The organism is Acinetobacter sp. YH12131 (assembly GCF_013418635.1).
Taxonomy (GTDB): domain Bacteria; phylum Pseudomonadota; class Gammaproteobacteria; order Pseudomonadales; family Moraxellaceae; genus Acinetobacter; species Acinetobacter towneri.
In genome coordinates this window covers 1-15669 of the sequence record NZ_VPBQ01000003.1, presented here as the reverse complement: position 1 = coordinate 15669, position 15669 = coordinate 1, and the positions used below count along the sequence as shown (strand labels likewise).

Sequence of the window (15669 nt, the reverse complement as noted above, 5' to 3'; positions counted from 1 at the left end):
GTGATACACGCATACGATTCTACTCTGTGTTCTTCCTCCCGTTGGGAGGGAGTTAGAGGGAGGGGTAAACAAAAAAGCGAGCCTAAGCCCGCTATTTTTATAGTTTTCTAGAACTTCAAATTCAATCTCTTTCCACGTATGGATTTTCTAAACCCAACTTGGCAAGAATCTCAATTTCTAAAGCTTCCATTTCTTCGGCATCTGCATCTGAGGTTTCATGGTCGTAGCCAATGAGATGCAGCGTGCCGTGTACCAGCATGTGAGTGAAATGTGCCAAAGGTGTTTTAGCTTGTTCGGCTGCTTCCTGTAAAACCACAGGAATACAAATCACCAGATCACCAATTGGAAAGCTTGGCAACACTTGTGCCATTTCATCGGGTAAATCACTCGGGAAAGACAAGACATTGGTCGATTTGTCTTTTTTGCGATATTCCAGATTAAGCTTGAGACTTTCTGCATGATCAACACAGGCAATCCCAATTTCACAGTCACTTTGGGTGTCTATATGCCTTAAAGTGGTTTCCACCACTTTTTTAAGATAGGCGCGCTTTAATACCAGCTCAGGTGCTTGAATGTCCTGTTGCAGGCTTAGACTTAGTTTCAAAATGAATCCTTAATACTTCAGTAGGTTGCAGAACGCACAGCCACTAGTGCTGTGCATCTGCTGCGGCATCTTTTTCCGCAATTAAAGCTTCCTGACGTGCTTTGCGTTCAGCACGTGCTTCGGCACTTAAACGCTGTTGCTCACTGTCCCAGCCTTCGTAGGCTTCAACAATTTTTTGCACCAACTGGTGACGTACTACATCACGTGAGTGGAAACGTGTGATGTGAATTTCATGCACATTTTCCAAGACACGCAGCGCATGAGATAAACCTGATTGCTGACCACGTGGTAAATCAACCTGAGTCACGTCACCAGTAATGACCGCACGAGAGCCAAAGCCCAAACGAGTCAGGAACATTTTCATTTGTTCAGGGGTGGTATTCTGCGCTTCATCCAAAATCACAAAAGAGTGATTTAGGGTGCGACCACGCATATATGCTAGGGGCGCAACTTCAATTACTTGACGTTCAATGAGTTTGGCCACTTTCTCAAAACCCAACATTTCATATAGGGCGTCATAAAGTGGGCGCAAGTAGGGGTCAATTTTTTGGGTTAAATCACCAGGTAGGAAACCCAGTTTTTCACCTGCTTCAACCGCAGGACGCACCAATAGAATTCGCTGAATTTCATTGCGTTCCAGCATATCTACGGCAGCAGCTACGGCCAAATAGGTTTTACCTGTACCTGCAGGACCAATACCAAAAGAAATATCGCTTTGCAAAATACGCTGAACATAACGCTTTTGGTTGGCACCGCGTGGGTTAATACGGCCTTTGCGGGTTTGTAACCAAACAGCATCCAATCCAGTATGCTCTTGCCCATCATCCGATTGTAATTCACGGTCAGTCTGACTGCCTTGAATCATCATGTGGAGCGTGTCTGCACTGATTTGTGCAGAACTTTCCGCTTCTTCATGCAGGCGTTGCAAGAGCGTTTCGGCTCGCTCAACTGCATCAATTTCCCCATCTATAAAAAAGGCGTCACCACGATGGGAAATTTGGACGTCTAGGCGTTGTTCGATTTGTTTCAAATGTCCGTTATAAGCACCGAGCATGCTTTTTAAACGTTCCATTGAAATACCAGGAAAAGTTACTGTACGTCGAATCGCTGCAGTCAAGAGAATTCCTTAATCTGTTATTGGACTTTAGCTCCTACATTACGCCACGTCAGGCTCAAGATTCAAGAGCTCACCATAAACTAAATTCAAAGTTTTAATCTCGGTAATCTCAATCTCCGCAAAGCGTCCGACCCAAGCAGGGTCACCAATAAATGTTACTAAACGTGTATTGTCTGCTGTGCCGACCAAAATGTTCGGATCTTTATCAGAAACATTTTCAATCAGGACACGTTGCACCGTACCCAGCATGGCATCGGTCTTATCAATACTCGATTGTTTGATCCATTGTTGGACTTTGGCCAAACGCTCTTTTTTCACATCTTCAGGTGTGGTGTCTTCAAGTTCAGATGCAGGCGTACCTGGACGTTTTGAATAGATGAAACTGTACGAGTGGTCAAAATCCATCTCTTGAATAAACTGATAAGTTTCTTCAAAGTTTTGATCGGTTTCACCCGGGAAGCCAATAATAAAATCGCTAGATAAATGCATATCTGGGCGCACTTTACGTAATTTGGCAATCTTGTCGATATACACATCAATGGTGTGGTTACGCTTCATGGCTTGTAGCACATCGTTTGAGCCACTTTGTACAGGTAAGTGTAAATGCGACACCATTTGCGGTAAATCACGGTAGCATTGAATTAAATCATCATTAAATTCAAGCGGGTGTGATGTGGTGTAACGAATACGACCAATGCCAGGCACTTCGGCAACTAAACGCAGTAAATCTGCGAAAGTACAAATTTTGCCGTCAAAAGTCTCACCACGGTAACCATTCACGTTTTGACCGAGCAAGCTAATTTCACGTACACCTTTTTCTGCCAAAGTCGCAATTTCAGCCAATACGTCATCTAAAGGACGTGAAACTTCTTCACCACGGGTATATGGCACGACACAGAATGAGCAGTATTTTGAACAGCCTTCCATAATCGATACAAAGGCCTTAAAGCCTTCAACTCGCGGCTCAGGTAGGAAGTCGAACTTTTCGATGTCTGGGAAAGAAATATCCACCAGTTTGATTTTTTCTTTCTTTGGTTTTTCGACCTGATCGTGGTGTTGATCAAGCATTTGCGGTAAACGGTGTAAGGTTTGTGGACCAAAAATCATATCCACATACGGGGCACGCTTTTGAATATTGTCGCCTTCCTGAGAAGCGACGCAACCGCCTACGCCAATCACCAAATCAGGATTTTTTTCTTTCAGCTTACGCCAGCGACCTAATTCAGAAAACACCTTTTCCTGCGCTTTTTCACGAATCGAACAGGTATTCATGAGCAGAATATCGGCATCAGCAGGGTTGCTGGTCAGTACATAGCCGTGAGAATCGCCTAAAAGGTCTGCCATACGGTGACTGTCATACTCATTCATCTGACACCCTTGCGTTTCGATATACAGTTTTTTGACTGAACCGTCGGCTGGGGTGTGCTGTGGCTGGGTAACAGTGTTTTCTGAGGCAGCTTGGGCACCATTGGGGATGAAGGTTTGAACCGTCATGTAGGCTCCTAAGAGATAGTTCACTAAATCGTTTAAAAAAATAAACGTCATTAGACAAAAGAAAGGCGCATATTTTAGCAGGAATTCACGCTAAACTGACAGCCTTAAATCAGCACAACAGCTGATTGAAATATGAAGAAATTTGTTTGAACATGAGTTGTAAGATTAATAGTGTCTAATCAGAAGGTTACATAACAGAACACAACTGCGGTTCTAGACTAATTAAACTAAACCTAAAGATGAGATGCGGACCTCGAGGCGGAAGTAAATGACCGAAAGCAAGCGAATGCTGCAAATGATGAAACAAAATAATAATTTAGCTAAAAAGCTTGCTTTGAGCCTTGTTTCATTTGCAGTCATGGCAAGTACGCATGCGGCAAATGAACAGTTCAATGATGCGTTACGTGCCGCCAATTCAGGTGATGTCGATTTATTGCAGCAGTATCAATACGCCATGCAAAATGATGTATTGGGCTATTATCCTGAATATTGGTCATTAAATACTAACCTTGGCATGCAGCCTGCCACCGCTATTATCCAGTTTGCACAGCGACATCCTCAATCAGCTATGGCGGAAAAATTGGCTGCCGATTATGTCGAAGAAAAAGTTAAACAAGCAGATTTTGGCAGTGCACAACCTGTGCTTGCCTATGTGAGTAATGCCGATCAGGCGGAAAGTTGTGCTATGGCGCAGGTGCGCACCCGTTCGGGCGATCCTTTAGTGCTGGCTGAATATAAAGATGTTTGGCTGACCACTAATTCACAACCTGAATCTTGTACAGGTTTGGGCCGCATGATGCTCTCTAGTCCAATTATGACTCAGCAAGACAAGCAGCAGCGTTTGTGGGGGCAATTGCGTGCAGGGCAGTCAGGGCAAGCTTTGGCGACTGCGCAAAGTTTGGGTATGAATCTGAGTTTGGCACAACTGAACAGTATTCAGGCTAATCCACTGAATTATTTATGGTCGGCCCCAAAAGCCAGCAATGAAGATCACGTTTATTTAATTTATGCCATAGGTCGTTTAGCCGACAGTGATCTGGATTCGGCCTTGTCTTCGCTAAAACGGAGCGCAGAGGGAACACCCGATGCCGTACAAAAAGCGTTGCACCGTGCAGTAGGCTATATTGGCGGCACCACGGTGATGAAAAATAATTTCAACCGTGAAGTGTTAAATGCCTTAGATGCCAGTTATGGCTTGCCATTTAGCCCCGAAGAGGCAGAAATTTATGCCAGACAGGCCATCCGCTTTGGTGCATGGGAAAGTGTGATTCGTGCAGTAGACAGCATGAGTGTGACTCAGAAACAAGAAGACCGTTGGCAATACTGGTTGGCCCGTGCCTCAGAACAACGTGGTGATGCAGCATCAAAACGCAGTGCGCAAAATATTTATAAACAGTTGGCACAGGGCGATGATTATCACAACTTATTAGCAAAAGATCGTCTTGGGCAGCGTTACAATGCCATTCCAGTAAATAGCCAGCCGACAACTAATGATTTGCAGCGTTTAAATCAGGATATTCACTTTAACCGTGCTTTTGCCTTACGTGAAATTAATGCGCCCGCCAATTATGTGAATCGTGAATGGAACTGGGCAGTACGTCAGGCCTATTTAAGACAGGATGATGGTTTGATTTTGGCAGCTGCCAAACGTGCGACCGATATGGGGTGGTACGACCGTGCGATTTATGCGGCAGACCGTACTGTGAATAAGCACAACTACAGTTACCGTTATGCAATGCCACACCGTAATTATGTGGTGAGTCATAGTCAAAATGCAGGTATTGATCCTGCTTGGGCTTATGGTTTGATGCGTCAAGAAAGCCGTTTTAATACTACTGCACGTTCGCATGTAGGTGCAGGTGGACTCATGCAAATTATGCCAGACACGGCACGTTTGGTTGCACGACAAATGGGTGAAACTTATAATCCTGCTGCACTCAGTGACATGAATACCAACATCCGCTACGGTACATTTTATTTGTCGACCATTCAGCGACAATTAAGCAATAGCCCTGTGCTGGCCACAGCAGGATACAACGCCGGGCCAAATCGTGCACGCCGTTGGCAGCCAGAGTTTCAGCAAATTGCGGCAGACCAATATACTGAAAGCATTCCTTTGTTGGAAACACGTGACTATGTGAAACATGTCATGACCAACGCTACACATTATGGATTGATGTTAGGTCAAGGTGGTCAATCTATGAGTAGTCGTATGCAAAGTATTCCATCACGCAATACACCATAGCTCGTGGAATACTCAAGCATGCCATTTGTCATCGAATCACTGTTAAGGGGGCAGAATCATTGAAAATGAGGATGGGTACCATTTTGCAGCCAATTCATTTTGCATTGCTCAGTTTGGGTGGTGCAGCTTGGGTCATGTGTACACAAAACGCATTTTCAGCTCCTGTGCAAGGCTATGTGATGTCGGTTCAAATGACTCCAGCCGTATGTTTGATTGATTCTACCAAAAGCAAAAAGCGTAAATGTTTAGAAGGTTACTCACTGAATATTGAGGGTTTATATCCCGAAGTAGCCACGCGTGAATGTAGCACCCATTCATCGGCAAAGTTACCGCCGCTACAAGCGAAGGTAGTGGCGCGAGTCATGCCCGATGATGCTGCGCGAGTACAGCTTTGGCAGGGTATAGGTGGGTGTGTGCCTATGAATGCTAGTCAGTATTTCCGAATGATCATTAACAATGCAGATCGGATTAATGTGCCTGCGGTATTGACGAGCCAAGACACTCAAACCGTACAACTGGGTCAGTTGCGTAGTCTGTTCTTAAAATCCAACTCGGGTATGTCATCCAAAAGCATTCATTTTCAATGCTCGAATCATCAGGGCAGCAGTTATTTAACCGAAATCAAAATTTGCTATAACAGTGCAGGGCGCTATAAGCAATGTGCTGCCAACATTGGGTCAAATTGCCCAAGTCAGTTTGTGATTAAAGGTTCTTACTAGGTTTTTGAGCGCATTAAATTTGTGGTTTTGAGTCTTTTGGAAATATTTTATTTATATTTTCTATCAGACTTTTGTGGAATTTGATGCGCTTTTGCATGCATCCGCTGAATGATTGGAGTACAATCTTTCGCGTTTATGATTATTAGATTAAATGGACTGACTATTTAATCGCATTGACTATCCTCAACTGGAGATAATTACATGAAGCAACCCGTTCGTGTTGCCGTGACTGGCGCTGCAGGTCAAATTGGTTACAGCCTATTATTCCGTATCGCTAGCGGTGAAATGTTGGGTAAAGACCAACCAGTTATCCTTCAATTATTAGAAGTTCCTTTTGAGAAAGCTCAAGCTGCGCTTAAAGGCGTAATGATGGAACTTGACGACTGTGCTTTCCCATTATTGGCTGGCATGATCGGTACTGATGATCCTAAAGTGGCATTTAAAGATGCTGACTACGCGTTATTGGTTGGTTCTCGTCCACGTGGTCCTGGTATGGAGCGTGCTGACCTTCTTAAAGTAAACGGTGAAATCTTTATTGGTCAAGGTCAAGCACTTAACGAAGTTGCTAGCCGTGATGTTAAAGTTCTAGTTGTTGGTAACCCAGCGAACACGAATGCTTACATCGCAATGAAATCTGCTCCAGATCTTCCAGCGAAAAACTTCACAGCAATGTTACGTCTTGACCACAACCGCGCGTTAACTCAACTTGCTCAAAAAGCTGGCGTTGCTGTTTCTGACATCAAAACAATGACAGTTTGGGGTAACCACTCTCCAACAATGTATGCTGACTACCGTTTTGCAACTGCAAATGGAGAAAGCTTAAAAGACAAAATCAACGATGCTGAATGGAACAAAGACGTATTCCTTCCTACAGTTGGTAAGCGTGGCGCTGCGATCATCGAAGCACGTGGTTTATCTTCTGCTGCATCTGCTGCAAACGCTGCAATTGACCACATGCGTGATTGGGCGCTTGGCACAAACGGCGAATGGGTAACTATGGGTATTCCTTCTGACGGTTCTTACGGTATTCCTGAAGGCGTAATGTTCGGTTTCCCTGTAACTTGCGAAAATGGCGAATACAAAATCGTTCAAGGTCTTGAAATCGACGAGTTTAGCCGTGAGCGTATCAACTTCACGTTAAACGAACTTGAAGAAGAACGCGCAGCAATTGCTGACATGATTAAATAATTTAATCTGCTAGATTAAGTTAAAACTCCTTCGGGAGTGATGCCAGTCAACCTAAAAGTTGACTGGCATTTTTTTGCGCTTGATTTTATCTTTGCAATTAAAAGCCTATCATCAGCTAAGATCATATTGCTTATCAAATATCAGAATGGATAAGCGACTATAAAATAGGTTGATTGACCTGCACGGTAGGGGAAATTGCTTAGAATACGCGGGTTTCCTTTTTCAAATCTTCTCTCTGTCATGTCAGTTATTGTTGCAAGTGCCCATAGATCGAATGTTTCGGTTTGGGTGGCTTTTATCTTACTTGTTGTCGGTACTATCGGCGCCTATCAAATCGTGGGTCTAAATCAAGCACTGTTATTTTTAATTGGTGGTGCTTTGGGGATGACGTTGTATCACGCCTCTTTTGGTTTTACTTCTAGCTGGCGTGTGTTTATTAAAGAACGTCGTGGTCGTGGTTTGCGGGCTTAAATGATTATGCTGGGCTTGGCGGTGTTGTTGTTCTTTCCTGCTTTAGGTGCAGGTGAGTTGTTTGGCAATCCCGTCAAGGGCAATGTCAATCCTGTGTCGATGTCGGTCATGATTGGTGCTTTTATTTTTGGTATTGGCATGCAGTTGGGGGGTGGCTGTGCATCGGGTACGCTATACACGGTAGGCGGTGGCAGTGCGCGTATGTTGGTTACGCTATTTTTCTTCTGCTTAGGTTCACTGATTGCCACTTCGCATTTAGATTGGTGGTTTAATCTGCCGCATTTGGCGCCAATCTCGATTGTCGAAAGTTTTGGGGTGATTCCTGCACTTATTCTAAGCTTTGTTATTTTTGCTGTGATTGCTGCCGCAACCGTGTTTTTTGAAAAGAAACGTCATGGCAGTTTAGAAGTCGAGCCGCAAAGTCAGTACCATGGTTGGAAGCGTTTCCTCAAAGGTCCTTGGCCGTTAATTTGGGGTGGGCTTATTTTAACGCTGCTGAATTTTGCTACCTTGGTATTGGCTGGTCGTCCGTGGGGCGTGACTTCTGCGCTTGCAGTTTGGGCTGCAAAAGTTGCTGTTTTTGCGGGTGTAGATGTAAGTGCTTGGGATTATTGGCAGCAGTCAGGCAATGCTAAAGCATTGGCAAATTCATTGTGGCATGACATCACCTCTATGATGAATTTTGGCATTATGTTGGGTGCATTGCTTGCTGCAAGTTTGGCTGGAAAATTTGCCCCGAACTTTAATATTCCACGCCGTTCACTGGTTGCGGCTGTTATAGGTGGCTTATTACTTGGTTATGGTGCACGTTTGGCCTACGGTTGTAACATTGGCGCATACTTTAGCGGAATTGCTTCGGGCAGTGTGCATGGTTGGTTATGGCTAGTATTTGCATTTATGGGGAATGCCATTGGTGTGAAATTGCGCCCAATCTTCTTTCCAAATGAAAAGCCACAGCCTGAAAAACTAACAGGTTGCTAACTTTTAATTTAAGTAGATGAAAGCCAGTCGGTTTACATTGACTGGCTTTTTTGTTGCCTGTCATCGTGTTAAGAATATTGAGTGGGATGCTTTAGGTATATCGCATCGTACAAAAAATAACATGCTGCAACTCGGCTGCTGCTGAATTGCGGCTCGAAGCAGGTTAAGGTCATTAAAAGTACAAGACGAATCAAAGGAGGATGCCATGTTTGACCAACAACCGACTTTAGAACTGTTATTTCAACAATTGGGTCTAGATGCTGACGATGCAGCAATTGATCAATTTATTCGTGAGCATCAATTACCTGCAGAAACCAAATTACACTGTGCCGAGTTTTGGACGGAAGGGCAGCGCCAATTTTTGCAAAGCCATTGGAAAAAAGATGATGATTGGGCCATTGTGATTGAAACCTTAAATGAGCAATTACATAGTGATCAACATCCGAGTGTTTAATCGGTATTTAAGTTAAAAGTTTTTAAGTTAAATCAAATACTTTTTATCTAAAAAGCGCCAGTAAACTGCGTGCTCACAAAAAGATACAACAAACCCAGTCGGAAGACTGGGTTTTTTATACAAAGTGTTATAAGTTGGTTGAATAAGGAATTACAACGAAACTAATAAAAGGGGGCAAGGTGCTCATGCAAAATACTCCATCATTAGCCATGTTATTCAGCCAACTCGGTTTAGCCAGTAGCCCTGCAGCCATTGAACTGTATGTACGTACGCATCAATTACCTGCACATATTAATTTACATGAAGCGCCGTTTTGGAATAAATCACAACGTGAATTTTTAATCAGTCATTTGGTACAAGACGATGATTGGGCCATTTGGATTGATGAACTCAATCAACAATTGCATTTAGATGCTTATCGTTTACAAGCTGTTTAGGTTTAAGTCATCGTCATATTTAATATGTTTTCATTAAAAACGCCTCAGAACGAGGCGTTTTTTTAATGCATTCTGCTTTTGAGAATTTGTTTAAACCAGACTTCGGTTTGATAGGCGTTAAAGGCAGGGTGAATTTGTAAGAGTTCCAAATCAAATTCGGCAGTTTTACTGTACTTGCCTAACCAGTGGCGACACAGTGCACTTTCATTTATACTGGCGCTGGCATAAGCCAAGAAAAAGAAAATATCTCCATGTACATAATGAGTCATGGCTTTTAAAATTTGTTGGGTAATTAAGGCGTATTTTGCATCGCGGGTCAGTTCAAAATACATCATATAGGCTTTGGCTAAATGCAAAGACAAGTTGATATATAGCGTCAACGGCATTTCTTCAAATTCAATCCGACCCTGTTCCAACAGCACAATGGCTTCTTGCAAAAAGTAAATCTGTTCTTGGCGTAACTCGCTCAAACTCACCAATTGTAAGCGTAAATCGGCACGTTCTAATGCCAATTCAGGCGTATTGCCTTGTAAAAAAAGTTGGTCAGTTTCCCCAATACGTTGAATAATCTGTTGAGTCGAGTTGCGCATGGGTGAATTCCTGATAGCAATATTTGCTCTACATCGGGGCAAATTTACAGTTTTAAAGCCAATAATCTGAAAAATGCGGTCTATCTTTACCAAAGTTGATTGCCGCTGCGGAGCCATGCGGTAATGGAAAGACGTTGCTGTGTTGCAGGTAAAACTTCATGCAATAAATCACTTTGGAAAATTGCAATCCGATTTGGGCGTGGTTCTATAATCTGCCATGCTCCATGTTTGTCTTGTAAGCGTAGTTGTCCACCCCAATCTGTCTGCCACTCAGGATGTAAATAATAGACTGCAGAAATCACCCGATCATTTTTTTGTTGTGGGTTATCGCGGTGCAAGGCATAAAAAGAACCTGCTTGGTAGCTGGCAAAATGCGCTTCGACCTCACGAATCCCTAAATAAAATGCCTGATTGAATTGTTTGGCCAAAGTCAAAAGGGTTTGGGTATGTTGTTGTGCAATGCTTAAATTTTCGTGAATCCATAAAATATGATCACTGCGAATTTTGCTGACCACACCATTTTGAATGGCTGCTTCACGAAATTGATCTAAATTTTGACTACACTCTGCGAGAACTTGTTGTTGATATTCAGGTGAATAGGCATCATCCAACATGGCAAAACCATGCAAATCTAAATCTTCAAGAATTTGATCAATATTCCAAGATTTTGGAAGCAGTGTGGCGTCCATAAAATAGATACTCAGACAAAATGCAAGACAAGCTGATTATTTTAGAGGAATACAAGCTCCTGAATGAAACTTTTTTTCATGCTAAAATGTCGGTTGATTTTAGGAATGAACCAAACATGAATTATCGTCACCATTTCCATGCGGGCAACTTTGCCGATGTCATGAAGCATGTTTTATTGCTGCAAATTCTGACACGTTTAAATGCCAAAGATAAACCTTATCGCTATGTCGATACACATGGCGGTGCGGGTAAATATGACTTATCTTTAGCACCTGCACAAAAATCGGGCGAATTTTTAAATGGTATTCATCGTTTAGTGAAACTAGATGATTCAATCAAACGTCAGGCACCAGAAGGCGTACAGCAGTATTTAAAACTGGTTGAAGCAATGCGTGAAACGGATGGGCAAGGTGCATATCCCGGTTCGCCATGGTTTGCTTTACAAGGTATGCGTGACATCGACAAAGCAACTATTTTTGAAATGCAGCGCGATGTATTCCAGCAATTGCGTCATAACATTCGTGACAAACGCGCAGGTTTACATGAGCGTGATGCTTACGAAGGTTTATTGGGCGTCATTCCACCAAAAGAAAAACGCGGTTTGGTGATGATTGATCCACCGTATGAATTGGAACGTAAAGATTTCCCTCAGTTGGTTGAATTATTGGCAGCTGCACATAAAAAATGGCCAACAGGCGTATTTGCGGTGTGGTATCCAATTAAAGACCGCGCCATGATTGAACGTTTTGAAAAGAAAATGTTTAAAACAGGTATTCGCCGTCAACTCATTTGTGAAATTTGTGTGTGGCCTGACGATACTCCTGTGGGCTTAAACGGTTGTGGTTTATTGGTGATTAATCCACCATGGAAATTCTCTGAAGATGCAGATGAAGCCCTGCAATGGTTGTTCCCGCACTTGCGTATGCAAGAACATGGTGGACATGCTGCAGTGCGTTGGTTAGTTGGCGAATAAAAAATTTAAATAGACGTTCAAGTTACAGTTAGGACACAAAATAATGACAAACACATCCAAACCCGAAGGAGAATATAGTTCCCGTGATCTTGAGCATGACGGAATTACATTTGAAGTGGTGGAAGAAGAACATACCCGTGAAGGGCAAAAGGTGAAACGTCGTGGTATCTATCTGTGGCCAAACCTGATTACCACGGCAGCCTTGCTGTCGGGTTTTTACTCCATTATTGCCAGTATGAATGGCGAATTTAGCCAAGCGATTTATGCCATTTTTCTAGCAGCATTGTTTGATGGTTTAGATGGTCGTGTGGCACGTGCGATTGGTGCGCAAAGTCCATTTGGCGAACAGTTTGATTCATTATCCGATATGCTCGCCTTTGGTGTTGCACCTGCGATTTTGATGTATAGCTGGAGTTTGCATGATTTAGGTCGTATCGGCTTGGCGGCTTGCTTTGTTTATACGGCTTGTGCCGCATTCCGTTTGGCGCGTTTTAATGTGCAAATTGGTGTGGTCGATAAACGCTACTTTATTGGTGTTGCAAGTCCTTTGGCTGCGCTGATTATCGTGTCGCTGGTTTGGGTAGGACGGGATTTTCCTGAACTGTATGATATTCGTGAAATTGGTCTACAAATCCTCAATGCTGTGATTATTATTGCAGTAGGATTGTTGATGATTTCCAATATTAAATATTATTCATTTAAAACCTTTGATCGTAAGCGTGTGCCGTTTTTTGTATTGCCAATCGCAGTATTTATCCTTGCAGCCATGACTTATAATATTCCTGTTGGAATTTTAGTGATTTCAATTATTTATGCACTTTCAGGTTTTGTGACCACTTTTATGGCAAGAAAAAATGCAGTGAGTTAATTAAGCTTTCATAAAAGCATCAACTCACAAGGAGTTTGATATGCAGCTGTTTCAAGATTTTCTCGATCGTTCCAAACAACTCAATCAAACTCCTGCGGCAACCACCAAACTGCCTTATCACGCCCCAAAACATCATTATAAATTTATCTATCAGGGCTTAATTCTTCCTAATTTGCCTGCACCCTTACATTATCTCAACTTTATTGGTTTATTGGGCAGCCTAAATACCGCAATGCTGCGCCCTGAAAATGTGATTACAACCTCAGCTTTAGACACAGCCAGTATTCTTTGTAGTAGCAGCCCACACATGGTGGGGCAGTCCAATCATTATTCAATACAACATGATTGCGTATTTACTGCAGAGTATTTTCAGTTTGCCAATAAAGAGCGCATTACTGGACACTTTCCGCAATTTCATATTCAACGTGAAGATAGCGAACTTAGCTTTGATTTAAAGATCACCACAAGCTCTACAATTTCATATTTCACTAAATTGCGAATGAATTTGGCAGAACATTGGTCTTTGCTGTGTCAGTGTCAGGGAAGTGTACGCTATAAAGATCAGCATTTTCAGATTGAGCAATTGGGTAGTTTTGAGTTTGCCCGCTCAATCCAGTTTCCTTATTTCGCTGTGGCATTTTTTTGCTATCAAGTGATTAATCTGAATCATCAGCAACAAATGATATTGCTACAAAGTCGTGATGTGTTGAATCGAATTTTGCAATCTCGAATCTATCTGCGAAATGCGAACACGGAGCAAACTCGGGTATTTGATGGGCAAGTACAATTTAATATTCAACGGGTTTATCCAAAAGTAAAAACGCCAACAGGTCAGTGTATGTATTTGCCACGTGAGTTTGAATGGCGTTATCAAGATGAAGATGGCACCTCAATTCATTTACAGGCGCAGAGTCGTGGTGATTTTAAATTTGGGGCTGCAGCAGGTTATGTCGGAAGTTTTCAATATCAGTTGGCTATAAATGGAGATCAACAACAAGGAAAAGGAGGCTATTGTGAATATATCGACTGCCGCGCACTGAAATGGCAGGAACATGATCAGCCAGAAAAAATGCCAGATGTAGTTATGAATCCTGAACCTTTTATGATCAAGAAAAAGAAATAAACAGTATTTTGTGGAAAAGTGAAGTATTTTGCTGAATAATTAACCGTTTGGATTAAAAAACTGATAAAACTTAAAAAGAGGGGTTGCATGGCGAAATATTTGCCCTATAATGCACATCCATCGGCGGTGATGAAGATTGAAACTTCTGATAAAACAATGACTTGGTTAAACTTGATTAAGTTGGGTTTTAGAAAGAAAGTTTAAAATAATTTAAATTACCAGTTGACACTTTAGAAATAAAGCGTAATATAGCCGACCTAGCTTGATGCTGACGAAGCATTGAGAAGATCATTAAGAGATTATGAAGAACAACTTGTGTGGATTTTTACTGATTGATTGATCGAAGATATTTCATTGATTGATTGGTTTAAATTACTCGAAGTTTATTTGAGCGAAATTTAAGTCAGAAAATTGATGAGCCAGATTTGGAAGTTTAGATTAAAACTTCAAAATGATTTTAACTGAAGAGTTTGATCATGGCTCAGATTGAACGCTGGCGGCAGGCTTAACACATGCAAGTCGAGCGGGCGAGGTTGCTTCGGTAACTGAGCTAGCGGCGGACGGGTGAGTAATGCTTAGGAATCTGCCTATTAGTGGGGGACAACATTCCGAAAGGGATGCTAATACCGCATACGTCCTACGGGAGAAAGCAGGGGATCATTTGACCTTGCGCTAATAGATGAGCCTAAGTCGGATTAGCTAGTTGGTGGGGTAAAGGCCTACCAAGGCGACGATCTGTAGCGGGTCTGAGAGGATGATCCGCCACACTGGGACTGAGACACGGCCCAGACTCCTACGGGAGGCAGCAGTGGGGAATATTGGACAATGGGGGGAACCCTGATCCAGCCATGCCGCGTGTGTGAAGAAGGCCTTTTGGTTGTAAAGCACTTTAAGCGAGGAGGAGGCTCTCTTGGTTAATACCTGAGAAGAGTGGACGTTACTCGCAGAATAAGCACCGGCTAACTCTGTGCCAGCAGCCGCGGTAATACAGAGGGTGCGAGCGTTAATCGGATTTACTGGGCGTAAAGCGCGCGTAGGTGGTTAATTAAGTCAAATGTGAAATCCCCGAGCTTAACTTGGGAATTGCATTCGATACTGGTTAGCTAGAGTATGGGAGAGGATGGTAGAATTCCAGGTGTAGCGGTGAAATGCGTAGAGATCTGGAGGAATACCGATGGCGAAGGCAGCCATCTGGCCTAATACTGACACTGAGGTGCGAAAGCATGGGGAGCAAACAGGATTAGATACCCTGGTAGTCCATGCCGTAAACGATGTCTACTAGCCGTTGGGGGATTTGATCCTTTAGTGGCGCAGCTAACGCGATAAGTAGACCGCCTGGGGAGTACGGTCGCAAGACTAAAACTCAAATGAATTGACGGGGGCCCGCACAAGCGGTGGAGCATGTGGTTTAATTCGATGCAACGCGAAGAACCTTACCTGGCCTTGACATAGTAGAAACTTTCCAGAGATGGATTGGTGCCTTCGGGAATCTACATACAGGTGCTGCATGGCTGTCGTCAGCTCGTGTCGTGAGATGTTGGGTTAAGTCCCGCAACGAGCGCAACCCTTTTCCTTACTTGCCAGCATTTCGGATGGGAACTTTAAGGATACTGCCAGTGACAAACTGGAGGAAGGCGGGGACGACGTCAAGTCATCATGGCCCTTACGGCCAGGGCTACACACGTGCTACAATGGTCGGTACAAAGGGTTGCTAC

The 15669-nt window shown here is 43.1% G+C and carries 13 protein-coding genes, 1 rRNA gene and 1 pseudogene; 10 read left to right on the top strand and 5 right to left on the bottom strand.

Annotated features, from left to right (window positions below; all coding sequences use genetic code 11):
• Positions 1-121 precede the first annotated feature (121 nt).
• The 3 genes from ybeY to miaB are packed head-to-tail and all read right to left on the bottom strand — an operon-like array spanning position 122 to position 3215.
• Complete coding sequence (gene ybeY / locus FTU66_RS02870) at positions 122-604, bottom strand: rRNA maturation RNase YbeY (RefSeq protein WP_180112268.1); 483 nt, start codon at positions 602-604, stop codon at positions 122-124.
• A 43-nt stretch (positions 605-647) separates the two neighbouring features.
• A complete protein-coding gene (locus FTU66_RS02865; RefSeq protein ID WP_180112267.1) occupies positions 648-1721 on the bottom strand; it encodes a PhoH family protein in 1074 nt (357 codons plus the stop codon).
• A 39-nt stretch (positions 1722-1760) separates the two neighbouring features.
• On the bottom strand, positions 1761-3215 hold the full coding sequence (gene miaB / locus FTU66_RS02860) for a tRNA (N6-isopentenyl adenosine(37)-C2)-methylthiotransferase MiaB (RefSeq protein ID WP_168418537.1): 1455 nt from the start codon (positions 3213-3215) through the stop codon (positions 1761-1763).
• Between the two features lie 358 nt (positions 3216-3573).
• Here miaB and FTU66_RS02855 point away from each other — a divergent pair, with 358 nt between their 5' ends.
• From FTU66_RS02855 to FTU66_RS02830, 6 genes and pseudogenes are all read left to right on the top strand, one after another.
• Positions 3574-5460: a lytic transglycosylase domain-containing protein gene (locus FTU66_RS02855; protein WP_180112361.1), complete on the top strand. Its 1887-nt coding sequence runs from the start codon at positions 3574-3576 to the stop codon at positions 5458-5460.
• 71 nt (positions 5461-5531) lie between these two features.
• Positions 5532-6179 (top strand): ribonuclease I, encoded by a 648-nt coding sequence (locus FTU66_RS02850; RefSeq protein ID WP_180061979.1) that lies wholly within the window; start codon positions 5532-5534, stop codon positions 6177-6179.
• 201 nt (positions 6180-6380) lie between these two features.
• Positions 6381-7367 carry a malate dehydrogenase gene (locus tag FTU66_RS02845; protein WP_019836931.1) on the top strand — a complete coding sequence of 329 codons (987 nt, stop codon included), beginning with the start codon at positions 6381-6383 and terminating at the stop codon, positions 7365-7367.
• Between the two features lie 240 nt (positions 7368-7607).
• Positions 7608-8819, top strand: a pseudogene (locus FTU66_RS02840) (YeeE/YedE family protein).
• Between the two features lie 205 nt (positions 8820-9024).
• The gene (locus FTU66_RS02835; RefSeq protein ID WP_096901745.1) at positions 9025-9273 is read left to right on the top strand and encodes a DUF2789 family protein; all 249 of its coding nucleotides are present in this window, start codon (positions 9025-9027) and stop codon (positions 9271-9273) included.
• Positions 9274-9452: 179 nt separating this feature from the next.
• Entirely contained in the window at positions 9453-9710 is a 258-nt protein-coding gene (locus FTU66_RS02830; protein WP_026438086.1) for a DUF2789 family protein, read from the top strand.
• Between the two features lie 62 nt (positions 9711-9772).
• Here FTU66_RS02830 and FTU66_RS02825 read toward each other — a convergent pair whose 3' ends face one another.
• Both FTU66_RS02825 and FTU66_RS02820 read right to left on the bottom strand, forming a co-directional pair.
• Positions 9773-10300, bottom strand: coding sequence for a hypothetical protein (locus tag FTU66_RS02825; protein ID WP_180112266.1), 528 nt, complete (start codon positions 10298-10300; stop codon positions 9773-9775).
• 86 nt (positions 10301-10386) lie between these two features.
• Positions 10387-10989, bottom strand: a complete 603-nt coding sequence (locus FTU66_RS02820; protein ID WP_180112265.1) for a 2OG-Fe(II) oxygenase — start codon at positions 10987-10989, stop codon at positions 10387-10389.
• A 116-nt stretch (positions 10990-11105) separates the two neighbouring features.
• On the opposite strand from FTU66_RS02820, the gene FTU66_RS02815 reads away from it, so the two are divergent.
• The 4 genes from FTU66_RS02815 to FTU66_RS02800 form a co-directional block, all read left to right on the top strand.
• Positions 11106-11963: a 23S rRNA (adenine(2030)-N(6))-methyltransferase RlmJ gene (locus tag FTU66_RS02815; protein ID WP_026438537.1), complete on the top strand. Its 858-nt coding sequence runs from the start codon at positions 11106-11108 to the stop codon at positions 11961-11963.
• A 43-nt stretch (positions 11964-12006) separates the two neighbouring features.
• Positions 12007-12831 carry a CDP-diacylglycerol--serine O-phosphatidyltransferase gene (pssA, locus tag FTU66_RS02810; protein WP_004976213.1) on the top strand — a complete coding sequence of 275 codons (825 nt, stop codon included), beginning with the start codon at positions 12007-12009 and terminating at the stop codon, positions 12829-12831.
• Between the two features lie 40 nt (positions 12832-12871).
• The gene (locus tag FTU66_RS02805) at positions 12872-13954 is read left to right on the top strand and encodes a DUF6670 family protein (protein ID WP_180112264.1); all 1083 of its coding nucleotides are present in this window, start codon (positions 12872-12874) and stop codon (positions 13952-13954) included.
• A gap of 458 nt (positions 13955-14412) precedes the next feature.
• Positions 14413-15669 (top strand): 16S ribosomal RNA (locus FTU66_RS02800); the annotation flags it as partial.